This is a genomic window from Polymorphospora rubra (genome assembly GCF_018324255.1).
GTDB classification, from domain to species: Bacteria; Actinomycetota; Actinomycetes; order Mycobacteriales; family Micromonosporaceae; genus Polymorphospora; species Polymorphospora rubra.
In genome coordinates, this window is the sequence record NZ_AP023359.1 from 5,687,533 (window position 1) to 5,710,007 (window position 22,475).

At 72.4% G+C, this 22,475-nt stretch carries 20 protein-coding genes; 14 read left to right on the forward strand and 6 right to left on the reverse strand.

The window, feature by feature from the left end:
• The first annotated feature begins 208 nt into the window (after positions 1–208).
• The 4 genes from Prubr_RS25745 (at position 209) to Prubr_RS25760 (ending at position 6,127) form a co-directional block, all read left to right on the forward strand.
• Positions 209–1,948: a condensation domain-containing protein gene (locus Prubr_RS25745; protein ID WP_212817507.1), complete on the forward strand. Its 1,740-nt coding sequence runs from the start codon at positions 209–211 to the stop codon at positions 1,946–1,948.
• A gap of 206 nt (positions 1,949–2,154) precedes the next feature.
• The gene (locus Prubr_RS25750; protein WP_212817508.1) at positions 2,155–2,664 is read left to right on the forward strand and encodes a DinB family protein; all 510 of its coding nucleotides are present in this window, start codon (positions 2,155–2,157) and stop codon (positions 2,662–2,664) included.
• Positions 2,665–2,980: 316 nt separating this feature from the next.
• Positions 2,981–4,285 (forward strand): serine hydroxymethyltransferase, encoded by a 1,305-nt coding sequence (locus Prubr_RS25755; protein WP_212817509.1) that lies wholly within the window; start codon positions 2,981–2,983, stop codon positions 4,283–4,285.
• Positions 4,286–4,357: 72 nt separating this feature from the next.
• On the forward strand, positions 4,358–6,127 hold the full coding sequence (locus Prubr_RS25760; protein ID WP_212817510.1) for a flavin-containing monooxygenase: 1,770 nt from the start codon (positions 4,358–4,360) through the stop codon (positions 6,125–6,127).
• Between the two features lie 98 nt (positions 6,128–6,225).
• Here Prubr_RS25760 and Prubr_RS25765 read toward each other — a convergent pair whose 3' ends face one another.
• The 3 genes from Prubr_RS25765 to Prubr_RS25775 are packed head-to-tail and all read right to left on the reverse strand — an operon-like array spanning position 6,226 to position 8,656.
• Positions 6,226–7,407 (reverse strand): acyl-CoA dehydrogenase family protein, encoded by a 1,182-nt coding sequence (locus Prubr_RS25765; RefSeq protein WP_212817511.1) that lies wholly within the window; start codon positions 7,405–7,407, stop codon positions 6,226–6,228.
• Positions 7,408–7,431: 24 nt separating this feature from the next.
• A complete protein-coding gene (locus Prubr_RS25770) occupies positions 7,432–8,331 on the reverse strand; it encodes a class-II aminoacyl-tRNA synthetase family protein (RefSeq protein ID WP_212817512.1) in 900 nt (299 codons plus the stop codon).
• A gap of 4 nt (positions 8,332–8,335) precedes the next feature.
• Complete coding sequence (locus Prubr_RS25775) at positions 8,336–8,656, reverse strand: phosphopantetheine-binding protein (protein WP_212817513.1); 321 nt, start codon at positions 8,654–8,656, stop codon at positions 8,336–8,338.
• A gap of 229 nt (positions 8,657–8,885) precedes the next feature.
• Here Prubr_RS25775 and Prubr_RS25780 point away from each other — a divergent pair, with 229 nt between their 5' ends.
• From Prubr_RS25780 to dapA, 6 genes are read left to right on the forward strand one after another with little or no spacing between them, the layout of a single operon-like run.
• The gene (locus tag Prubr_RS25780; RefSeq protein WP_212817514.1) at positions 8,886–9,143 is read left to right on the forward strand and encodes a phosphopantetheine-binding protein; all 258 of its coding nucleotides are present in this window, start codon (positions 8,886–8,888) and stop codon (positions 9,141–9,143) included.
• A complete protein-coding gene (locus Prubr_RS25785; RefSeq protein WP_212817515.1) occupies positions 9,143–9,937 on the forward strand; it encodes an alpha/beta fold hydrolase in 795 nt (264 codons plus the stop codon). Before Prubr_RS25780 ends, Prubr_RS25785 begins: the two co-directional genes overlap by 1 nt.
• Positions 9,938–9,980: 43 nt before the next feature.
• Complete coding sequence (locus Prubr_RS25790) at positions 9,981–11,465, forward strand: class I adenylate-forming enzyme family protein (protein ID WP_212817516.1); 1,485 nt, start codon at positions 9,981–9,983, stop codon at positions 11,463–11,465.
• Positions 11,462–12,742, forward strand: a complete 1,281-nt coding sequence (locus Prubr_RS25795) for a type III PLP-dependent enzyme domain-containing protein (RefSeq protein WP_212817517.1) — start codon at positions 11,462–11,464, stop codon at positions 12,740–12,742. The genes Prubr_RS25790 and Prubr_RS25795 overlap by 4 nt, the downstream gene beginning before the upstream one ends.
• A 42-nt stretch (positions 12,743–12,784) precedes the next feature.
• The gene (locus Prubr_RS25800) at positions 12,785–13,690 is read left to right on the forward strand and encodes a beta-ketoacyl-[acyl-carrier-protein] synthase family protein (protein ID WP_212817518.1); all 906 of its coding nucleotides are present in this window, start codon (positions 12,785–12,787) and stop codon (positions 13,688–13,690) included.
• Between the two features lie 34 nt (positions 13,691–13,724).
• Entirely contained in the window at positions 13,725–14,609 is an 885-nt protein-coding gene (dapA, locus tag Prubr_RS25805) for a 4-hydroxy-tetrahydrodipicolinate synthase (protein ID WP_212817519.1), read from the forward strand.
• A 66-nt stretch (positions 14,610–14,675) separates the two neighbouring features.
• On the opposite strand, the gene Prubr_RS25810 is transcribed toward dapA, so the two are convergent.
• Genes Prubr_RS25810 through Prubr_RS25820 form a run of 3 tightly spaced genes read right to left on the reverse strand, consistent with a single transcriptional unit; the run spans position 14,676 to position 17,509 of the window.
• Complete coding sequence (locus Prubr_RS25810) at positions 14,676–15,848, reverse strand: pyridoxal phosphate-dependent aminotransferase (RefSeq protein WP_212817520.1); 1,173 nt, start codon at positions 15,846–15,848, stop codon at positions 14,676–14,678.
• A gap of 60 nt (positions 15,849–15,908) precedes the next feature.
• Positions 15,909–16,610 carry a thiamine pyrophosphate-dependent enzyme gene (locus tag Prubr_RS25815; RefSeq protein ID WP_212817521.1) on the reverse strand — a complete coding sequence of 234 codons (702 nt, stop codon included), beginning with the start codon at positions 16,608–16,610 and terminating at the stop codon, positions 15,909–15,911.
• The gene (locus Prubr_RS25820; RefSeq protein ID WP_212817522.1) at positions 16,583–17,509 is read right to left on the reverse strand and encodes a thiamine pyrophosphate-binding protein; all 927 of its coding nucleotides are present in this window, start codon (positions 17,507–17,509) and stop codon (positions 16,583–16,585) included. The genes Prubr_RS25815 and Prubr_RS25820 overlap by 28 nt, the downstream gene beginning before the upstream one ends.
• 295 nt (positions 17,510–17,804) lie before the next feature.
• Here Prubr_RS25820 and Prubr_RS25825 point away from each other — a divergent pair, with 295 nt between their 5' ends.
• From Prubr_RS25825 to Prubr_RS25840, 4 genes are all read left to right on the forward strand, one after another.
• Positions 17,805–19,610: an AMP-binding protein gene (locus Prubr_RS25825; RefSeq protein ID WP_212817523.1), complete on the forward strand. Its 1,806-nt coding sequence runs from the start codon at positions 17,805–17,807 to the stop codon at positions 19,608–19,610.
• 101 nt (positions 19,611–19,711) lie between these two features.
• Positions 19,712–20,443 (forward strand): PIG-L deacetylase family protein, encoded by a 732-nt coding sequence (locus tag Prubr_RS25830; protein ID WP_212817524.1) that lies wholly within the window; start codon positions 19,712–19,714, stop codon positions 20,441–20,443.
• Complete coding sequence (locus tag Prubr_RS25835) at positions 20,440–21,117, forward strand: cytidylyltransferase domain-containing protein (RefSeq protein WP_212817525.1); 678 nt, start codon at positions 20,440–20,442, stop codon at positions 21,115–21,117. Before Prubr_RS25830 ends, Prubr_RS25835 begins: the two co-directional genes overlap by 4 nt.
• Entirely contained in the window at positions 21,114–22,472 is a 1,359-nt protein-coding gene (locus tag Prubr_RS25840) for an amidohydrolase family protein (RefSeq protein WP_212817526.1), read from the forward strand. Before Prubr_RS25835 ends, Prubr_RS25840 begins: the two co-directional genes overlap by 4 nt.
• The last annotated feature ends 3 nt before the right edge of the window (positions 22,473–22,475 follow it).

Here is a 22,475-nt window from a genome sequence, read left to right on the forward strand (position 1 = left end):
GCGGAACGTGACGCCACGCCGGCGGCCGGTCCGATCGACGCGTGGCTATCGGACGGACGATACCGCACCGGTGGGACGTCGTGCGTCGTCGTCGGATCGGTCGCGGCCGCGGCTCGTTGACCCCCGTCCGGGGCGACGGTACGCTCCAGGGCCCGCCAGATCATCGATGGCGCCCGCCGATGCGACGACCGGGGACCTCATGCGCGCCATGCCGATCCGCCACCTGACGTTCGACGCCGGTGAGTCCGTCACCGCCCCGCTGACCTGGGGCCAGTACGCCATCTGGAAGCCGTTGCAGTGGTTCGGCGACGCCACCGCGTCGTTCAACCTCAGCCGGTCGTTCGCGCTGGCCCGGCCGGTGACCGGCGAGCGGTTCCTCGACGGCGTACGCACCCTCGTCGAACGGCACTCGTCGCTGCGTACGCACTTCGTCGACGGCGAACAGCGGATCGCCGGCACCGGTGAGATGGCGGTCGCCTTCCACCCGCTGCCGGCCGGCGCCGACGCCGCCGCCCACGCCGCCGACATCGCCGGGACGCTCACCGCCGACAGCTTCGACCTGACCACGGCGTGGCCGGTCCGGTTCGCCGCCGTGCTGTCCCCGGCGGAGCAGGTGGTGGCGGTGGTGCTGGTCGCCTCGCACGTGGCGGTCGACAACTGGGCGGTGGAGAGCCTGGCCGAGGACCTGCGGGTGCTGCTCGGCGCCGAACCCGCGCCGGCCACCGAGCCCGACTCCGCCTGGTCGCCGCTGGAGCAGCTCGGGTTCGAGCGGTCGGAGGCCGGCCGGCAGTTGGCCGCGGGCGCGCTCCGGCACTGGGGGGACCGGTTGCAGGCCGCGCCCGCGACCATGTTCGACTTCGCGCCGGTGCCGGCCGACGGGCCGCCGATCCACCGCTACCGCATGGTGTCCCCGGCGGTCGCGGTCGCGACCCCGATCCTCGCCGCCCGCTCGCACACCTCCATCTCGACGGTGCTGCTGACGGTCACCGCGCTGTGGCTGGCCGCCTACTCCGGCCACGACGCCGCCGTGCTCCAGTTGATCACCGGTAACCGCTTCGACGCCCGGCTGCGCGCCCTGCGGGCACCCACCGCGCAGGACGGCCTGTTCGTGCTGCCACGACAGGACGTCGCGCTGTCGGCGGCCTTCCGCCAGGCATTCCCGGCGGCCGTACGTGGCTACCGCAACGGCCAGTACCACCTCGACGACCTGGTCGCGCGGCAGGCGGAGGTGGGGCTCGCCCGTGGCCTGCACTTCGACCTGTCGGCGTACTTCAACGACGCGCGCCGCGACCGCGACTGGGCGCCGCCGGCCACGGTTCCGGACCCGGCCGAGCTGGCCGGGCTGCGGGCCGCGAGCACCTTCAGCCGGTTCGAGTCGCTGCCCCGGCACGACATGAAGTTCATGCTGAGCTTCAACCGGCCCGAGCCGGACCGGTGCGGGCTGGTCCTGCTGGCCGACGGGCGCTACCTGCCCCCACCGGTCGGGGAGCGGTTCCTGCGTGGCCTGGAGCTGGTCGTCTGCGCCGCCGTACACGAGGAGTTGTCGGTCGCCGACGTGGCCAGGCTGTGCGGGGTCGCGCCGGTCGTACGGGGCCCGGACTGGGTCCGTACCCGGGCCGGCTGGACCCGGCCGGAGGCGGTCCGGCGGCTGGTCGCCGGCCTGCTGCCCGGCGCCGCGGTGACGGCCGCGTGGCGACCGGCGGCCGGGCCGGAGCAGGTCGTCGACCTGGCGGTCTACGTCGCCGTCGACGGGGCGGCGAGCCCCGAACCGCTGCCGGACCTGCACCGCCGGGTGGTCGCGGCGTTGCCGGGCGAGCCCGGTGTCGTCGCGCCCGACCGCTACATCCTGTGTCGGGGACCGGTGGACCCGGACGCGGACCTGGCGCGGTGGGAGGCGCTGCCGGTCATCGACCACGGCACCGGGCGCCCGGTGCCGGTGTCCCGATGAGACGAAAGACGCCGCCCGCCGTGTCGAAATCATTTCGACGGACGCTCCATTGCCGATAACCGGGTTTGCCGGCGGTTTCCTCGTCCGGGTCTCCGGCCGGAAACAGGATTTGTGCACCGGGTGTGGGTGAGGAGTGCCGGATTCGGTCGCCGTCGGATCGAGGGCCGTGCTTGCCCCGTCCGTCGCGGCGTGAATAGCATGGCCGGGTGGGAGACTTCGAGATCCTCTTCGAGCATCACATCTGGGCCACCCGGGCGCTCATCGAGCATTGCCAGACGTTGACGCCCGAACAGCTCGCTCTCTCGACGCCGGGCACGTACGGCGCCATCGTCCCGACGATCACCCACATCATCGCCGAGGACCAGCGGCTCCTGCGGCGGCTCACCGGCGAGGCGGCCGAGGTGCCGGTGGTCGAGGAGGAGTCCTTCACGCTCGCCGAGTTGCACGCGGTGTGGGCCGGGCAGAGTGAGCGGTGGCGCGACGTGCTGCGACGCCGGGAGGAGATGGAGGTCACGCTGCCGCCGCGCGGCCCGTGGCCCGAGGTGACCGGGGCGCGGCCGCTGGTGCTTCTGGAGGCCCTCCAGCACGGCAACGACCACCGGACGCACGTCTGCTCGGTCCTCGGCGCGTACGGCCTGACCGTGCCGTTCCTGTGTGGCTGGATGTTCTGGCGGTCGACCGGTCGGGTGACCGCGGCCGAACCGGCGACGGCGTAGCGCCGGCCGGCCGCGTTCCATCCCGGAATCGGCTGAACGGTCAAGATTCCACACATCTGAGATCTGATTTGTCTGGACGGACAGCCCGCATTCTTCGACGCGTCCGGGCCCGCGCTAATGCGGCCGCCGGTCGGCGTGGGAGCGATCCCGTCGGCTGTCACCAGGTTTGCCCGATATGGATGGCCGACGCTCCCCATCTCGTCGTCGGCGGCTTCTCCATCGGCTCATTTCATGGCCGTCTACATGAGTTACATTGGTTAATGCGCAATGAAGATCATCATTGAGTCCGACGGTGGCCGAGTGGGACGGTGGCTGAGTGGGTGAGCCTGTGTCAGGAGTCGACGACGTCTCGGCGCTGCGAGGCGCGGACGCGACCATCGCCCGGATGCTCGAAGAGGAGCTGACCCGGCAGTCCACCACCATCAATCTCATCGCGGCGGCGAACTACCTCAGCCCCGCCGTGCGGTCCGCGATGCATCCCGCGCTGGAGTCCGTGCACTGCGAGGGATACCCGGGCCGCCGATACCACCAGGGGCAGACGGTGTCCGACGCCATCGAGCGGCTCGCCGTCGACCGGGCCTGCCGCCTCTTCGGCAGCGAACACGCCAACGTCCAGCCCTACCGGGGCACCATGGCGAACCTTGCCGCGGCGATGGCCGTACTCGAGCCCGGCGACCCGGTCCTCGGCCTGCAGACCGCCGCCGGCGGCCACTACTCCACCGGTGGCCCGCTCCACCTCATCGGGCGGATGTTCCGGGTGGTCCCGTACGGCCTGCGGCCGGACACCGCGCGACTCGACTACGACCTGATCCGGGCCGTCGCCCGGCGGGAGCGGCCGCGCGCCATCTTCTGCGGCGACACCTCCTATCCCCAGCTGTGGGACTTCGGCGCCCTGCGCGACGTCGCCGACGAGGTCGGCGCGGTACTCATCGCCGACATCTCCCAGTCGGCCGGCCTCATCGCCGGTGGCGCCATTCCCAGCCCGGCCCGGCACGTCGACATCATGACCGCCGCCACCTACAAGACCCTGCGCGGCCCGCGCGCCGGCCTCATCCTGTGCACCGCCGAACTGGCCGACCGGGTCGACCGGGCCGTCTATCCCATCTGTCAGGGCGGGACGAACGTGCGGATCCTGTCCGGCATCGCCGCGGCGCTCGGCGAGGCGCTGACCGAGTCGTTCCGGGTCTACACCGGACAGGTCGTGGAGAACAGCCGCTGCCTGGCCGACAACCTCATGCTGTGGGGCTTCGACCTGGTCACCGACGGGACCGAGAACCATGCCTGCCTGGCCGACGTACGGCCGCTCGGTGTGACCGGCGACGTCGCGGCGCAGTGGCTGGCGTCGGCCGGCATCCTGAGCAACGGCAACCAGATCCCCAACGATCCGGGCGGCCCCCGCCGTCCCAGCGGACTGCGCTTCGGCACGGCGGCGGTCACCACCCTCGGCATGGACGGGCCGGTGATCGCGGAGGTCGCCGGGCTGGTGTCGCAGGTGCTGCGCAACGGCGGCCGGCAGAACGCCGTCGAGGAACAGGTCCGGGCCAGGGCCGCGGAGATCCGCTACGGCTACCACGCCTGGAATGATGCCTGGCGCGGGATCGATGTCGAGGAACTGGTCTGAGGCCCGCGTTCCGGGACCGCCACGACCGCCACGACTCCGGCTGGATGTCTCATGTCGACAGGGGAACGACCGATGACCGACAAGGAAGCGCTGAAGCGCAGGTACGCGCTGGAGCGTGACAAGCGGCTGCGGCCCGACGGGCCGCTGCAGTACCGCCGGTGGGACGACGGCCGGCCGGACCCGTTCACCCCGGTCACCGAACGCCCGGCCAAACACGACCACGTCACCGTCGCCTTCATCGGCGGCGGCTTCGCCGGCCTGACCACCTGCGCCCAGCTCAAGCAGGCCGGTGTCGACTCGGTCCGCATCGTCGAGAAGGGCGGCGACTTCGGCGGCGCCTGGTACTGGAACCGCTACCCGGGCGTGCAGTGCGACACCGCGTCGTTCGTCTACATGCCACTGCTCGAAGAGACCGGGCACATGCCGTCGGAGAAGTACGCGCACGGGCCGGAGATCCTGGAGCACTGCCGGCGCATCGGCAAGCACTACGACCTGTACGCCGACGCGCTCTTCCACACCCAGGTGACCGACCTGGAGTGGGACGGCGACCGGTCGCGGTGGATCGTGCGCACCGACCGCGGCGACGAGTTCACCGCCCAGTTCGTGGCACTGGGGACCGGCCCGCTCCACGTACCGAAGATCCCACGCATCCCCGGCCTGGAGACCTTCGCCGGACACAGCTTCCACACCAGCCGCTGGGACTACGAGTACACCGGCGGCGACCCGCTCGGCGCGCCCATGGACCGGTTGGGCGGCAAACGCGTCGCCGTCATCGGCACCGGCGCCACCGCGGTGCAGTGCGTACCGCCGCTGTCCCGGGCCGCCGCCGAACTCCTCGTCTTCCAGCGGACGCCGTCCTCGGTCGACGTGCGCGGCAACCAGCCGACCGATCCGGCCTGGTTCGCCGAGATCGCCACCCCGGGCTGGCAGCAGCGTTGGCTGGAGAACTTCACCGCCAACCAGACCGGCTCGGCGCGCGAGGACCTGGTGCAGGACGCCTGGACCGACCTCGCCCGCCGGGCCCGGGACCGGATTCGCAAACTGCCCCGCACACAGCTGACCCGCGACGGCATCAACGCCGCGTACGAGGACGCGGACTTCGAGAAGATGGCGGAGATCCGCGACCGGGTGGATGAGATCGTCCAGGACCAGGCGACGGCGCAGCGCCTCAAGGCGTGGTACCGGCAGCTGTGCAAGCGGCCGTGCTTCTCCGACGAATACCTCCAGTCGTTCAACAACCCGAACACCCACCTGGTCGACACCGACGGCCGGGGCGTCGAGCGCATCACCGCCACCGGGATCGTCGCGGGCGGTGTCGAACACCCGGTCGACTGCATCGTGTACGCGACCGGGTTCGAGGTCAGCACGCCGTTCACCGAGCGCGGCGGCTTCGACGTGACCGGCCGGTACGGGCGCCTGTCGGACCACTGGGGCGAGGGCATGCGCACCCTGCACGGCATCCACGTGCACGGCTTCCCCAACGCGTTCTTCGTGCAGCCGTCGCACGGCGCCCGCCTGATCGCCAACATCCCGCACAACCTGACCGAGTCGGGTACGACCATCACCGGCATCGTCCGCCACGCCATCGCGCACGGCCACGACGAGGTCGAGGTGACCCGCGAGGCCGAGGACGCCTGGATGGAACTGCTGCTGGGGTCGACGAGCAACGTCGGTGCCGCCGACTGCACCCCGGGCTCCTACAACAACGAGGGCCAGGACTCCGGCCCCCGACGGGCGTTCTTCGTCGGTTACCCGCAGGGTGCCCAGGCGTTCTTCCGCTTCATCAAGCAGTGGCGTACGGCGGAGACGTTCGACGGCCTCGAGTTCCGTACCCGGGGTTGACCGGCGGGGCCGCTCCGACGGTGCGTCGACCGGCCGCAGCCCCCGCGCCCTTCGTGACAAGTGGCTGGGGTGGAGTCCCGCCCAAGGAACGAAGCCAGTCAGAACAGGGTCTTCAGGACGGCGAGGGAGCTGCCGACGTTGTCCATCAGCCGGTCGTTGCGGATCATCAGCGGCGCGCTCAGCGCGTCCCGCAGCTGCCGGCCGAGGGCGACGTCGGTGTCCAACAGGTAGGCGTCCAGCCCCACCGCCGACATCGCGCCGACGACGATGTCGACGACCCCACGCGACACCCGCACCTTGAGACTGTTCAGTTCGACGGCGCCGCGGAGCTCGGCGGCCGGACCGGCCGCCGTACCCGGCCGGACCGACACCGCCGCCGCCTGCCGCCGGCAGAACCCGTCGAGTTCGTAGAAGGCCGCCACCTGCTCGGCGTAGCCGCGCGGCAGCGCCGCCCGGGGCCCCCGGCCGGCCCGCCGCAGGTGTCGGCCGGCGGTCTCCAGCGCGTCGGCGGCGATGCCCAGCCACACCGCGGACCACAGCACGTGGCTGACCGGAAACATGGTCTGCGCGAGGATCTCCGCGAAACCGGTCCGCAGGACGCTGCCCGCCGCCGCCCGGGCGTCGACGGTGGCGCCGACGCTGGCCGTGCCGCGCAGGCCGAGCGCGTTCCACGGCCGGGTGACCTCGACCTCCGTCCACTCGCCGGCGGCCGGCTCGCGACGGGGCAGCAGGACGAGGACCTGGTCGGTGGCGGCCGCGTCGGGGGAGCGGCGGGCGGTCAGCAGCAGGGCGTCCGCCTGCTCCCCGTACGACATGGTGCCGACGTCCTTGCGCAGCCGTACGAAGCCGCCGTCGGGCTCGACCGCGGCGGTGCTGGAGCGGATGTCGCCGCCGTGGCCGTGCTCGGAGGTGCCCGACGCGACGAGCAGTTGCCCGTCCGCGGCGCGACGCAGGAACCGGTGGGCGTCCTCCTCGCCGTGGGCGACCAGACAGGCGATCTGGATCTGGTGCATCGCGTAGATCATCGCCGTCGACGCGCAGGCCCTGCCCAGGACCGTGCAGACGTCGGCGATCTCGGCGACGGTCAGTCCGCCGCCGCCGAGTTCCTGGGGGATCAGCGCGGCGAGCAGCCGCTCGTTCCGCAACGCCGCCACCGACTCGTGCGGGAACCGTCCACGCCGGTCGACGTCGTCGGCATGGTGGCGAAGTACCTCCGCCGCCCGGCGTGCCGGCAGCAGCGCCTGCCGGGCGGGCTCGCCGGCTGCCGGCTCACCTGTCACACGTCCTCCACATCTCCTCGGCCGTCAGCCTGTCGGGAGGCCGAACGCCCGCTGCGTGCCGCCGGGCCAGTCCGCCGGATCCGGGCCGTGCTGCAGGAACGCGGCCAGCACGACCCGCTCCAGGCCGAAGCCCACGCACGCCGAGACGGCGGGTGCCCCGTCGCCGCCGATGATCCCGTACGGGCGGGTGAAGTGGGTCTCGTGGTCGTTCACCGACGCCAGCGCGACGCCGCCGTCAGGGGTCGGGCAGACGTATTCCTGCTTGAGGTCACGGTCGAGTTGTTCGCGGGCGAGCATCCGACCACCGGAGCCGAAGAACGGGTCGGTGGCGGCGGCCCGGGTGGCGGCGAGGCCGAAGTCGGTGAACAGCCGCGCGGCGAAGTCGTGCGCCCGCGCCAGGAACGCGTCGACCGTCGTACGGTCACCGACGCAGACGATCTCGTGCATCCGGAACAGCTGCATCCGGAAGGGATCGTCGCTGGGTTCCCGGCGGAAGCAGTAGCCCATCGTGTCGTACCGCTTCCCGCCGCCGACGGCACGGCCGGCCAGGTGCGGATACAGCGGGTAGCAGGCGGCCGGGCACGGGGCCAGGTCCGACGGGCGCAGCAGCTCCTCCCACGCCCCGCCGCGGTGCAGGCGGGCCGCGATCGCCGTCTCCCGGCCCGTGGTGTCCGCGCAGACGCTGATCGCGCCCGCCAGGTGCGGGAACGAGCGCAGGTAACCGACCCGGTGCAGTTCGTCGGCGGCGACGGCCGGCGGATAGCGGACCACCGTCGCGTCGACCTCGGCCGCCATCACGGAGACGGCCGCGCCGACCGCGCCGACCAGGTGCTCGAAACGCCCGTCCCGGCCGTAGACCCCGGCGACGGCGGTGGGCAGCAGGTAGCCGTCCCGGCACAGTGCCTGCCCCAGCTCCTGACGCACGAAGTCAGCGGTCCGGCGGAAGGAAGGGTGACACCGCCGCCCACAGCGTCGCCGGCGTCTCGAAGTTCTTGCCGACCAGCACCTCGTCGGGGAACTCGACGTCCCACTCGTCCTGGAGCAGCAGGACCAGCCCGGTCCGGCCGAGACTGTCCAGGCCGAGCGCGGCGAGATCGCTGTCCGGCGATATGTGGTGACCGCCCGGGGTCTCCGGCAGCATCGAGACGACCGCGTCGGCGAACTCCGGTGGCCAGCCGTCGACGTCCGGTCCGGATCCCTGGTCGTCGCCGGTGTCCGCCGGCGCCGCCGGGTCTCCAGTCGTCTGCACGTGCGGCCTTCCTTCGATGGCTGGACCGGGCCCGGAACGTCGCTCCGGGTCAACGCCGATCGATTCCACTGTGGCATGCTAGTCGTGATCCGCAATGGTCCTTGTGGCATCACGATCCTGCTCAACCAGCCGATCGATGTCAATCACCGCGGGGCATAGGGTGAATCGCGGGCCACCGGGTGAACCGCCCGGTCGGCGACCGGTGGGCGAAGGCGACCAGGGAGAAGCGATGGCGCAGCGGGCGTGGGACGACACCTTCATCACGGTGCTTCGCAAGCACCTGAAGCTGCTGCCGGCGGGTGAGCCGCTGGCGCCCGACGCGAGCCTGGTGGAGTTGGGTCTCGACTCGCTGGAGATGGTGGGGCTGCTGATCGACCTGGAGTCCGTCTACGAGGTCTCGTTCCCGGACAGTGAGATGAACTTCGAGACCTTCGCCAGCGCCGAGCGGCTGTGGGCGGTCCTGACCCGGCTGCGGGCGACGAGCTGATGGATCTGACGACCCTTCGGCACCAGGAGCGCGGCGCGGGCACCCCGCTGTTGTTGATCAATGGGCATTTCCAGTCCCGGGACAGCTGGGACCCCACGGTCGCCCAGCTCTCCCGGCACTGCCGGACGCTGACCTTCGAGTTCCCCAACCAGGGCTCCTCGCCGACCGACACGGGCATGGACACCATCGCCCACTACGCGCGGTACACCGCGGCCTACCTCGACCGGATCGGGGTCGACCCCGCCGACTGCGTGGTGCACGGCTACTCCTTCGGCGGCAACGTCTGCCGCTACCTGCACCTGGAGATGGGCGTCGACTTCCGGGCGATCATCCTCGGCGGGGTGGCCTCGCACCGGCTCGCCGAATACCAGCTGCGCCGGCTGGCCACCTGGCGCGAACTGCTGGGCAAGGGCGAGACCGACCTGTTCGTCCGGACGGTGCTGCTGCAGATCTTCTCCCCGGACTTCGTCTGCCGGCACACCCGGCACTTCGACGTGACCCGCAAGGCGTTCGCCGGCCAGTACGGGCGGCGCCCCGAAGCCGTACTGGCGTTGATCGGCGCGCTCGAGGACTTCTTCCGGCTCGACCGCGACGGGCCGGACTCCTACCGCTGCCCGGTCCACCTGGTCGGCTCCTCGGCCGACCTGCTGACCCCCTGGCAGTACGTCGAGGAATACGCCAAGGAGGTCGGCAGCGTGAGCACCCACTGTCTCCAGGGCGGCCACCAGACCCGGGTCGAACACCACCAGGACTTCGTCGACCTGATGATCGAGCTGATGGCCCAGTATGGGTGAGCCGACGCGGCACGGGGCTCCGTGGTCCGTACGCCTGCACGCCATGCTGGACGATGCCGCGCGGCGGCGCCCCGACGCTCCCGCCGTACGCGACGAGCGGGGCGGTTGGTCGTACGCCGAACTGGCCGACCACAGCCGGCGGTTCGCCCGCTGGCTGCGGCAGCGGGGCGTACGACCCGGCGACCGGGTGCTGCTGCGTACGGCGAACCGGCGTGAGCAGGTGGCGATGGTGTTCGGGACGTCGCGGGCCGGCGCGGTCGCCGTACCGGTGCACCGCGACCTCAAGCCGTTCCTGCTGGCGGACCTGGTCGCCGACGCCGACCCGGCGGTGGTGGTGCTGGAGGACGGCGACACCGACGGCTGGGCGAGCGTCGGTGACCGCGCCGCGATCGGCGTGACCGAACTGTGGGCGGGGCTGGACGGGGTCGGCGACGACGTCCCGGAGCCGGATGCCGTTCCCACCGACCTCTGCCTCATGATCTACACCTCCGGCAGCACGTCCCGGCCCAAGGCGGTGACGTCCAGCCACGCGCAGGTCCACTTCGCGACCCTGGCCATCGCCGAACGGCTCGGCTACCGCGGCGACGACGTCGTCTTCGTCCGGCTGCCGCTGTCCTTCGACTACGGCCTCTACCAGGTGTTCCTGGCGGCGGTGAGCACGGCGGAGGTGGTCTTCAGCGACTCGGGCCCGGACCTCACCCTGGACCGGCAGATCCGGGCCGCCGGAGCCACCGTCGTGCCGCTGGTGCCGTCGGTCGCCGCCACCCTCACCGCGCTGGCCGAACGGGTCCGGCCCGAAACGGCGGACGGCCCGCCACCGAGCCGGATCCGGTTGTTCACCAACACCGGCGCGGCGATGTCGGCGCAGACCGTCGACCGGCTGCGGCGCGCGTTCCCGGGCGCGGCGATCTGCCTGATGTTCGGCATCACCGAGTGCAAGCGGGTGTCCATCCTGGAGCCGGACGGCGACCTGACCCGGCCGAACTCGGTCGGCCGGCCGCTGCCCGGCACCCGGGTGGAGATCCTGACCGAGGCCGGAACGCCGGCCCCGACCGGGGAGGTCGGCGAGATCGTGGTCCGTGGCCCGCACGTGATGACCGGCTACTGGCAGGCGCCCGAGCTGACGGCCGCCCGGTTCCGCGCCGATCCCCGCACCGGCGAACGCCGGCTGCACACCGGTGACTACGGCTACGTCGACGCGGACGGCTACCTGTACTTCACCGGCCGGCGGGACGACATCGTCAAGCGGCGGGGCCTGCGGGTCAGCCTCATCGAGATCGAGTCGGCGGTCAGCCGGATCCCCGGCGTCAGCCAGTGCGCGGCGGTCCACCGCGCCGACGGCGACCACCTCGCCGTCTACGTCACCGGCCCGGTCACCGCCGACGACGTCCTGCGCCAGCTCGCGCAGTGGCTGGATCCCGCCCGCCGACCGGACTCCTGCCACCCTGTGGAGCGGATGCCGGTCACCGGCAACGGCAAGATCGACCGGGCCGCCCTGCGGCGGCGGTTCGAGGAGCTGCCGGCATGACCCCGACCGGCGACCGGCCCGACGGCCCCGCGGATCCGGCCGCGGCCCCGGTGCCCGACCACGTCGCCCTCGCCCGCCGGTTCGGCACCCCGGCGTACGTGTACGACCTGGACGAGGTCGCGCGGTCGCTGCGGGAGCTGCGGTCCAGCCTGCCCACCGGCACCCGCGTCTACTACTCGCTGAAGGCGAACCCCCTCCCGGCGCTCGTGGCGGCGCTGGTGACGGCGGGCTGCCACACCGAGATCACCTCGTCCGGTGAACTCGATGTCGCCCTCGCCGCCGGCGCCGACCCCGCGCACTGCCTCTACACCGGGCCGGGCAAGACGACCGACGCGCTCGGCCACTGCCTCGACCGGGGCGTTCGGTTCTTCTCCGTGGAGTCCGGCACCGACCTGCGGCGCCTCGACACCGTTGCCGCCGGACGCGGCGTCGCGGTCGACTGCCTGGTCCGGGTCAACGGGGCCGCGGCGGGCGGGTCCGGGCTGCGGATGACCGGTACGGCCAGCCAGTTCGGCGTCGATCTCGCCGACGTGCCGGCACTGCTCGACACGGCGGCGCGGTGCCACGCGGTGACGGTCCGGGGCGCGCACTTCTTCCCGATCACCAACGCGGCGACCGAGGACGCCCTCGTCGCCGAACTGTGCGGCAGCATCCGCACCGCCGCCTGGCTGCGGGAGCGGGGGCTGCCCCTGGAAGTGCTCGACATCGGCGGCGGCTTCGCCGCCCCGTACGCCCGCCCGGGGCCGCCGGTCGGCTATCCCAAGCTCGCCGACGCCCTCACCGCCGAACTCGACGAGCGGGTCGCCGGCTGGCGCGACGGCGGTCCGCGGCTCGCGGTCGAGACGGGGCGCTACCTGGTCGGGACGTCCGGCACCCTGCTGACGACGGTGCTCGACGTCAAGGAGAGCCACGGGCGCCGGTTCGCCGTCCTCGACGCCGGGATCAACCACCTGGGCGGCCTGTCCGGCCTGCGCCGGCTGCTGCCGACCTCCGCACAGCCCGTGCAGGCGGTCGCGAAGGAGGCCGACGACGTCGGTGTCGACCTGGCCGGGCCGCTGTGCACCCCGCTCGACATGCTCGGGCACGGGCTCGCCCTGCCGGGGATCTCGCCGGGCGACGTGCTGGCCATCCCGAACGTCGGCGCGTACGGGCTGAGTGCGAGCCTGCTCGGTTTCCTCAGCCACCCGGTGCCGACCGAGGTCGTGGTCGCCGGCGGGCGGGTCGTCTCCGCGTCCCGGATCGAGCTGCGGCGCGAGCACGTTCCGGTGGTGGACTGACCGCACCACCGGGCGTGGCCGCCAACTGGAAGGAAGGTGCCCGTGGCACACATCCATCTGTCCTCGATCTCGTACGTCCACGGCGGCCCGCGCCCCCTCGCGGGGCTCGGCGAGCCCGGGTGCGACGACGAGCTGCTGACCCGCGACGGGCTCGGCAGCTATCGGGAGACGACCGCGTCGTCCCTGGAGATGGCGTGCGACGTCGGGGCGAAGACCCTGGCCGCCGCCGGGGTCACCCCCGATTTCGTCCTCTACGCCACCGAGACGCCGCAACAGGGTGAGACCGCGCTGGCCACCAACGCCGACCTGGCCGTCGCGTTGGGGGTGCCGGGCGCGGTCGTGCTGAACCTGGCCGGCCACGGCTGCGGCAACCTGGGGCTGCTGGTGCAGGTCGCCGACGCCCTGCTGAGCCGGCATCGGGCCGGCTCGGCCCTGCTCGTCACCGCCGACCAGGCCCGCGGCCGGCCCCGGATGATGACCGGCCCGCTGTCGGTGCTCAGCGACGGCGCCGCCGCCGTGCTGGCCACCCGGGAGGCGCCCGCCGCCGGGCCGGCGCTGCGGGTGCACGGCGTCGCCGTACGCGCCGACGCGCAGGGCGGCGCCGCCGACGTGAGCCCCGCCGGGCAGCGCCGTACGGTCCTGCTCGGCCGGTCCGCCGCCGCCGGGCTGAAGGACGTGTCCGGGCTCGGCCCCCGGGACTACACCCATGCGCTGTTCAACAACTACCGACTCTCGTCGCAGCGGTTCCTGGCCGGCGCCGCGGGGTTCGCGGCGGCGCAGCTGCTGCCCGGCCCGGTGGGCGAATATGGACACGGCTTCGCCGCCGACCTGTTGGTAAACTGCGCCCTGTTCTTCAGGGCCGGCGCGTTCGAGCCGGGTGCCAGGCTCGCTCTTTCGGCTACGGGGCCCAACTCCTGGGCATTGATAGACGTTGAAGTCGCCGGCTGATCCGGCAACCGAGATCAAGAGCGAGGGTTGATCGATGACGAAGTTGGAAGGCGTGTACCTGCCGCTGGTGACGCCGTTCTACGAAGGTGCGGTCGACCTGGAGTCGCTGCGGCGACTGGTCGAGCACTACTCGGGTTTCGGGCTGGCCGGCCTGATCATGATGGGCACCACCGGTGAGACCCCGACCGTCGAGGCCGACGAGCAGCGGGCGGTCGTCACCGAAACCCTCCAGGCGGTCGCCGGTGCGCTCCCGGTGTACGTGGGGGTCGGCGGGAACTCGACCCGTCACGTCGCCGCCGGCATCGCGTCGTACGAGTCGCTGGACGTCGCCGGATACCTGGTGGTCACGCCGTACTACAACCGGCCCCCGCAGGACGGCCTGGTCGAGCACTACCGCGTCGTCGCCGGCGAGACCGACCGCCCGGTCATCGTCTACAACGTCCCGTACCGGACCGGGGTCAACCTCTCCAACGACGCGCTGTTCGAGATCGCGGCGGCCGCGCCGAACGTACGCGCGGTCAAGGACTCCACCGGCAACCTCATGCAGAGCCTCGACCTGCTGCACCGGGCGCCGTCGGAGCTGTCGGTGCTCACCGGCGAGGACCCGATGTTCTTCACCAGCCTGGCCAACGGCGCCGCCGGCGGGATCCTCGCCTCCGCGCACCTGGCGACCCGGACGTTCGTCGAGGTCGCCGACGCCGTCGCGAAGCAGGAACTGGTACGGGCCCGGACCGCCTGGCGCACCATCAGCCCGATGATCCCGTCGCTGTTCGGCGAGTCCAACCCGATGCCGCTGAAGTACTGCCTGTGGCGGCAGGGCCTGCTGCGCTCCCCGGAGTGCCGGCTGCCGCTGACCCGGGTGTCGGCCGGGCTGGCCGCGACCCTGGACGAGCTGACCGAGCGGCTCGCCGCCGCGTAGGGCGTCGCCGGGTCCGGGCCGGCCGATCCCCGTCGGGCGCCACCAGCAGGCGGCGCCCGGCGGCGGTCAGATGGCGGTGACGAGCCGGTCCAGTGCCGTGGCGAGGCGCTGCGGATCCTGGGCGAAGCAGATCCGGAACCAGCCCTCGTTGCCGGGGCCGAACGCCGAGCCCGGCGCCAGGCCGACGCCGGCCCGGGCCACCAGTTCCTTGGCGTACGCGAGGTCGTCCTCGACCCCTTCGACGCGGAAGAAGGCGTAGAAGGAGGCGGGCACCGAGGGGGCCGAGACCCGCGCGATCCGGCCGAGGGCGTCGGCGACCATGTTCCGGCCGTGCAGGCAGCGGCCCAGCAGCTCGTCGACGAACGGCTCGCCCTGCCGGATCGCGGCGACACCGGCGTGCTGCACGAAGGTGGCCGACCCGGTGCTGTTGATCGCGCTCAGGTTGCCCACCTGGTGCGCGAGCGCCGCCGGATGCACCAGCCAGCCCAGCCGCCAGCCGGTCATCGCCCACGTCTTGGAGAAGCTCTGCACCACGAAGACGGCGTCGTCGTCGCGGGCCACCTCGAGGAAAGAGGGGGCGGCGAACGAGCCGTCGTACACCAGGCGGTTGTAGACCTCGTCGGAGATGACCCACGTGTTGCGCCGCCGGGCCAGGTCGAGCAGTTCGCGCTGCTCGTCCGAGGTCATCGTCCAGCCGGTCGGGTTGCCCGGCGAGGCCACGAAGATCGCCCGGGTCCGCTCGTCGCAGGAGGCGTCGACCCCGCCCAGGTCCAGCGACCACCGCTCGTCCTCGGCGTCGAGCTGGACGAACCGGACCTCGGCCCCCAGCGCCTCGATCGCGATGACGATGTTGGGCCAGACCGGTGCCACCACGACCACGTTGTCGCCGGGTTCGACGAGGCACTGCAGGGCGATCATGATCGAGGTCATGCCCGACGAGGTCGCCGAGATCCGGTCCAGGTCGATGTCCAGGCCGTGCGTGCGGTGGTGGTATTCCTGGATCGCCGCCCGCAGCGGTGCGACGCCGCGCCGGTCGGCGTAGGTGGTCCGGCCCTCGCGCATGGCCTGCTCGGCGGCCTCCCGGACGACCGTCGCGGTAGGCAGGTCCGTCTCACCGAAGCAGAGGCTGATGGCACCGGGGTGGCTCGCGGTGACCTTGGCGACCTCGACGATCCGTTGGCTGCGCATGTGCGCCAACGCCGGACGGAACGGCAGGGTGTGTGGCGTGGCCTGGACCATGTCGGACTCCTCGGAAACGGCGTGGGACGGACGGCCTCCCGGCCGGTGCGGGTGCGGCGCTCACCTGACCCGGGGCAGACGGATCAACGGCCACGGACTGGGCATGTCGCCGACCGGCACCTCGATCACCGTCGGAACGTCCGGTCGCTCGAACGCGGTGGCGATCTCGGCCGCCAGGTCGTCGGGCGTGTCCACCCGTACGCCGTGGGCGCCGAACGCCCGCGCGAACGCGGGGAAGTCAGGGTTGTGCAGGTCGGTGCCGACCGTCGTGCCGAGGCTGCGTAGCTGCGAGCGGCTGACGTTGGCGTACGAGCGGTCGTTGAAGACGACCGCGACGACCGGCAGCCGCTGCTGCACCGCGGTCGACAGTTCGACGGCGGTGTAGAGGAAACCGCCGTCGCCGGAGATCGACAGGACGGGGCGACCGGGGTTCGCCGCCTGGACCCCGAGCGCGGTCGCGAAGCCGGATCCGAGCGCGCCCTGGTAGGTGACCGGCACGTACGTCGAGTGCGCGTAGATCGGGAAGGCGAACCGGGAGACGTAGCCGACCTGGGTGAGTTCGTCGACGAAGAAACCGTCGTCCGGCAGCGCGGCCCGCATCGCGCGCAGCAGGTCGACCTGGGGAACCAGTCGTGCCACGTCGACCTCGACGTCGTCGCGGGCCTGCTTCACCCGGGCCAGCCAGCCCTCCCGCCGGGCCGGCTCGCCGACCCGGTCGAGCAGGGCGCGTACGGTCAGGGTCGCGTCGGCGACGATCGGCACGGCGGGGGCCGTACCCGGTCGATCTCGGTCTGGTCGAGGTCGACCCGGACGATCTTCAGCCGGTCGTCCAGGCCCCACTCGACCTGCGGACGCATCAGCCGCGTCCCGATGGCCAGGACGACGTCGGTCTCGGCCCACAGCCGGTGGGCGACGGGCAGCGTCACCGCCAGTTCGTGGCGGTCGCTGACGATGCCCCGGCCGCCCATGTCCGCCGTCACCGGGCAGCCGAGACGCTCGGCGAGCTGCCGGATCTCGGCGGCGGCACCGCGGGCGCCGCTACCCACCATGATCAGCGGTGCCTCGGCCGAGGCGAGCACGGCGGCGGCGGCCTCGACGGCGGCGGGGTCCGGGCGCTGGTCGACGGCCGGATCGGTCCAGCCGTGCGGGTCGACGGCCTCGGCGCCCCAGATGTCGGTCGGCACCTCGACCGCCACCGGGCGGGGACGGGACCAGCGCAGCCGGTGGAAGGCCTCGCCGAGCACGGTGTCGATCTGGTCCGGCGTGCCGACGCGGTCGGCCCAGCCGGTCAGCCGGCGCAGGATCCCGAGCTGGTCGGGGACCTCGTGCGGGACGCCGTAGCCGCGTCCGAGCAGCGGTGTGGGGATCTCGCTCGCCAGGCACAGGACGCGGGCGTCGCCGGCGTACGCGGTGGCGAGCGCGGCGGTGGAGTTGAGCACCCCGGGTCCGGAGATGACGGTGTAGACGCCGATCTTGCGGGTGGCGCGGGCGTAGCCGTACGCCATGAAGGCCGCGCCCTGCTCGTGTCGGGTGTGGACGACCCGGATGTCGGTCTTCGCCAGGGCGCCGAAGAGGGCGTCCATCTGCTCGCCCGGCACCGTGAAGAGGACCTCGACCCCCTCGTCGACCAGCTTCCGGACGATGTGCTCGGCTACCCGCATCGGGCGTCCATGGTGGTCGCCGTCTCCATGGTGGTCGCCGTCGATGGTCGCCGAGCTTTCCGGCCGGTCGGAGAGGCTGGCATGGCGGAAGTCTTGCACATCCGATCGATGGAGTCCACGGTGGATGACGGGCAGGTCACCGGCGATGATGGGCGGTGGGCGACCGGTCCCGACGGTCCCGGAACCGGCCCGTGGGCGCGCTCCCGCAGGCATCGAAGTTCGCGATATGATCACCGGCACTCCGCCGGCGTGCACCGGGACGAGCCGTGCGTGGTCCATCACCAGGGGAGTGCGATTGCAGACGAACGGTGTGCTTCTCTTCCGCGACCATGTCGAGGCGACCCCCGACCGTGCGGCGTTCGTGTTCGACGGCGACGGGGCCGACCGGGTGGTGACCTACGCCCAGTTCGACGCCGACGTGCACCGGGTCGCGTCCGGGCTGGTGGCGCGCGGGTTCGCCGCGGGCGACCGGGTGCTGATCTCGGCCCGTCCGGGCCCCGCGCTGTTGCAGGCGATCTACGGGACCGTCCGGGCCGGACTCACCGCCGTGCTCTGCGACCCGGGGCTGCCCACGCCGGCCGCGGAGGCGATCCTGGCCGACGCCGGCTGCGTGGCCGCGGTGGTCGACGGGGGCGACGGCGGCGTCACCGCGGCGGCCGTACGCCGGATGCCGGCACACACCTTCACCGTCGACGGCGGGGGACCGCCGCACTTCGCCGAACTGCTCGACGCGCCCGTGACCGACCTGCCGTCGGAGGTCCCGGACCGCTTCCCGGCGGTCGCCTTCCTGACCTCGGGCAGCACCGGCCGCCCCAAGATGATCTTCAAGACCCACGAGCACTTCCGGCTGCTGACCCGCTACCGCAGCGGCGGCTACACCGCGTCCGCCGGGGCCGCCACGGAGGCCGAGGGTCGCTACCTGGTCGCCACCTCGCTCTTCCACACCTCCGGCCTGAACGCCGGCGTCATGCTGGGGCTGCTGCGCGGCTGGACCGGCGTGATCGCCGACTCCTTCCACCCGGCGAAGATCCTGGTCAAACTCGCCCTGCACCGCTGTGCCACCGTCGTCTTCACGCCCTCGCAGGCCGCCGCCCTGCTGCGGGAACGGGACCTGCTGCGGGCGCTGGACCTCAGCGCGCTGCGCTCGATCCGGGTGGGCAGCGGCCCCTCGACGCCGGGCATGCTGCGCCGGCTCCAGGAGGCCGTGCCGACCGCCGAGATCCTGAACATCTACGCCCTCACCGAGTGCGCGCCCTGTCTCGGCCAGCCGCCCGGGGAGAAGCAGCCGCCGGACAGTTGCGGCCGGCCGTGGGCCGGCGTGGAGGCCCGGGTCCTCGACGAGTCGGGGGAGCCGACCACCGAGGGAGAGCTCTGGATCAGGAGCGACCTCATCTCCGAGGGCACCATCCTCGACGAGGCCACCATGCGTGAGCGGTACGTCGACGGCTGGCTGCGGACCCGCGACATCTTCCGGGTGGACGCCGGGGGTTGGTTGCACTTCGTCGGCCGGATGGACGACATGTTCGTCTGCGGCGGGGAGAACGTCTTCCCCGGCGACGTCGAGAAGCTCCTCGCCACCCACCCGGACGTCGGCGACGTCTGCGTCACCGGACTGCCCGACGAGATCCTCGGCGCGGTGCCGGCCGCCGCGGTGGTGCTGCGCCCCGGTGCCACGACGCGGCCGGCGGACCTGGTCCGGTACGTACGCGACAACGCCCCGGTCCATCTCGTCCCGCAGCGGGTGGTGGTCGTACCCCGCATCCCCACCCTCGGCCCCGGCAAGGTCGACCGGCGGCGGGTCCGCGCCGATCTGATGGACGCCTCGCCGGCCGTGGCGGCGCCGGCCTCCACGGCTGCCGGCGATCCGCTGCACGAGCGGATCGCGGAGATCTGGCGCGAGGTGATGCAGATCGACGACCCCGATCCCGGACTGTCGTTCCTCGACGCGGGCGGGACCTCCGCCCTGGCGCTGGCGCTCACGACCCGTCTGAGCAGCGGCGTCGACCTGACCGTCGAGCTCGGCGACCTGCTCGGTGACGGCAGCATCGACGACCTCGTCCGCCTCGCCGGGCAGGGACGGCCGGACACGCGCGTGCACTAGCCGGTCCGGCCGTCGTACGCCGAAGGGAAGCGGGTCGCGGCAGCCACCCGCGGAGAAAGGAGACGATCCTGCTACCACTGCCCCGCGACTTCGGTCGCGCCATGGTCATCACCGCGCATCCGGACGACGCCGAATACAGCTTCGGCGGCACCGTCGCCCGGCTCGCCGACGCGGGCACCGAGGTGGTGTACGTCGTCTGCACCGACGGTTCGCAGGGCGGCGAGGATCCGTCCATATCAGACGCCGACCTGACCCGGCGACGGTACGCGGAGCAGCAGGACGCGGCCGACCTGCTCGGCGTCGCCGAGGTCGTCTTCCTGGGGCTGCGGGACGGCTCGCTGGCCGCCGACGTGGCGTTGCGTCGCGCGCTCACCCGGGAGATCCGCCGCCACCGGCCCGAGCTGGTGCTGACCCACCAGCCGCTGCGCTCCCTGGTCTTCCCGATCGGCGCGTCGCATCCCGACCACCTGGCCACCGGCGAGGCCGCCCTGTCGGCCGTCTACCCCGACGCCCGCAACCCGCGCGCCTATCCGGAACTGCTGAGCGAGGGGCTGGCCCCGCACAAGGTCCAGGAGGTGTGGGTGCCCGGACACGAACACACCGACTTCCACGTCGACGTGTCGCCCTACCTGGCCCGCAAGCTGGAGGCCATCCAACGGCACAAGAGCCAGTTCGCCGACGACGTCGATCCCGCCGTCGCGCTCGCCTGGGTGGTGAACCGGCTCAGCGGCAACGGGCAGGTCGCCGGCTGCGATCACGCCGAGTCGTACCGGCGGATCATCACCGAGGCGGCGGCCGGCGCCGAAGCGGTAACGGCGGAGGCGACGCCGTGACCCCCACGATCCGGGCGGTGATCCCGGCCAAGGCGTCGTCGACCCGGGTGCCGGACAAGAACTTCCGCCCCTTCCACGGCACCCGGTCCCTGCTCGACATCAAGGTCGGCCAGCTGCTGACGGTGCTGCCCGCCGAACAGATCTACGTCAGCAGCGAGGAGCCCGCCTGCGCCGAACACGCGAAGCGGCTGGGCATCAACTTCCTGTCCCGGGCACCGGAGCTGGCCCGCAACGAGACGCCGTACGCCTCCGTGGTGAGCCAGATCTGCCGGGACACCCCCGGCGACGACGACATCATGTGGTGCCACGTCACCGATCCGCTCTTCGACCAGTACGCCGAATGCCTCGCACTGTGGCAGGAGGCCCGGGACCGCAACGACTCCCTCGTGGTGGTCTACCCCCGCCAGATGTACCTGCTCGACCACGACCACCGGCCGATGGGCTTCGGCTTCGGCCCCTGGCACCGGCCGTCGCAGACCCTGCCGATGCACTACCAGCTCGGATTCACCCTCTCGATCCTGCGCCGCTCCACCGCCACCACGCTCGGCCCGATCGGCGCGAACCCGTACTGGTTCCACGCGGCCAACCAGCCGGTGGACATCGACACGGAGGACGACTTCCGGATGGCTCAAGCGATCTACGCCTACCTGCACGAACATGGGCCGGCCCGATGACGGCCGCCGACCACCCCGCCGACCTGGTCGTACGCGGCGTCACCGTGGTCGATGTCGAGGCGGGCGTCCACCGGCCGGCCCGCGATGTGTGGGTGGCCGACGGGCGGATCACCCGGATCGTGCCGACCGCGGGCGCCGACGGACAACCACCGGCTGCCGCGCGGATCGTCGACGGCAGCGGCCGCTACCTGATCCCCGGCCTGTTCGACTGCCACGTGCACATCGCGTTCAACGGGTTCCTCGGCGTCGAGTCCGACTTCCGCCGCACGCTCAAGCAGATGCTCGTGCACGGGGTGACCCAGGCCGTCGACTTCTTCACCGCCGGCGGTCACTTCCCGGGCTCGGCCGCCGACCGGGTACGCGACGACGTCAACGCCGGCCGGTTCCTCGGCCCGTGGCTGCTGACCTCGTACGGCTGCCTGAACGCGCCCGGCGGGTTCTGCAGCTGCTCGGTCGGGGACGCCGCGAGCGTCGTGGTCACCATGGACGACGTACGCGAGCAGATCGACCGGATCACCGCCGCCAACCCCGACTTCGTGAAGATCGTCTACGACGACGTCTTCGGCACGCTGCCGAACCTGACCCCGGACCTGCTGGCCGCGCTCATCGACGAGGCACACCGGCGCGGCTACCGCGCGGCGGTGCACATCGCGACGGTGGACGACGCGTCGGTGGCCGTCGACTGCGGGGCGGACATCATCGGACACGGGGTCATCGAACCGATGCCGCCCGAGCTGCTGGCCCGGATGGCGGATGCCGGCACCATCCTGATCCCCACCCTCGCCTCGTACGAGTCGCGTTCGCTGCCCCGCTGGCGGATCGCCCTGCCGCCCGCCGCCCCGCCGGACAGCGTCGCGCAGTACCAGCGGCAGCGTAAGTCGATCTACGAGATCAAGGAGCAGATCGACGACTACGCGGAGGCCTACCGGCAGGCGTGCGCCAACCTCAACCCGCTGCTCGACGCCGGCGTCACCGTCGTCGCCGGCTCGGACGCCGGCACCTGGTACACCTTCCCCGGCGACGCGCTGCACCGCGAGCTGGCGATCTACGCCGAGCAGGCGGTCGCGCCGGCCCGGGTGCTGCGGATGGCGACCATCGACGCCGCCCGCGCCTTCCACCTGGCCGACCGGTTCGGCACGGTCACCGAGGGCAAGGAGGCGAACCTCGTCCTGCTCGGTGCCGACCCGCTGGCGGACATCGCCGCCGTCCGCGAGATCGACGCGGTGGTGCTGCGCGGTCGACTGCTCGACCTGGACGCGCTGCGCGCCGACATCACCGAGCCGTACGAGACGCTGCCCACCGAGGTCGACGAGGAGGTCTGCAGCCCGCACCACCTGCGGACCTCGGTGCACTGACCG

Excerpts from the sequence above, each read along its gene's own strand:
- Prubr_RS25745 (WP_212817507.1), top strand. The coding sequence starts at position 209 with ATGCCGATCCGCCACCTGACGTTCGACGCCGGTGAGTCCGTCACCGCC.
- Prubr_RS25760 (WP_212817510.1), top strand. The coding sequence starts at position 4,358 with ATGACCGACAAGGAAGCGCTGAAGCGCAGGTACGCGCTGGAGCGTGAC.
- Prubr_RS25780 (WP_212817514.1), top strand. The coding sequence starts at position 8,886 with ATGGCGCAGCGGGCGTGGGACGACACCTTCATCACGGTGCTTCGCAAG.
- Prubr_RS25785 (WP_212817515.1), top strand. The coding sequence starts at position 9,143 with ATGGATCTGACGACCCTTCGGCACCAGGAGCGCGGCGCGGGCACCCCG.
- Prubr_RS25790 (WP_212817516.1), top strand. The coding sequence starts at position 9,981 with ATGCTGGACGATGCCGCGCGGCGGCGCCCCGACGCTCCCGCCGTACGC.
- Prubr_RS25795 (WP_212817517.1), top strand. The coding sequence starts at position 11,462 with ATGACCCCGACCGGCGACCGGCCCGACGGCCCCGCGGATCCGGCCGCG.
- dapA (WP_212817519.1), top strand. The coding sequence starts at position 13,725 with ATGACGAAGTTGGAAGGCGTGTACCTGCCGCTGGTGACGCCGTTCTAC.
- Prubr_RS25810 (WP_212817520.1), bottom strand. The coding sequence starts at position 15,848 with ATGGTCCAGGCCACGCCACACACCCTGCCGTTCCGTCCGGCGTTGGCG.
- Prubr_RS25820 (WP_212817522.1), bottom strand. The coding sequence starts at position 17,509 with ATGCGGGTAGCCGAGCACATCGTCCGGAAGCTGGTCGACGAGGGGGTC.
- Prubr_RS25830 (WP_212817524.1), top strand. The coding sequence starts at position 19,712 with ATGGTCATCACCGCGCATCCGGACGACGCCGAATACAGCTTCGGCGGC.
- Prubr_RS25840 (WP_212817526.1), top strand. The coding sequence starts at position 21,114 with ATGACGGCCGCCGACCACCCCGCCGACCTGGTCGTACGCGGCGTCACC.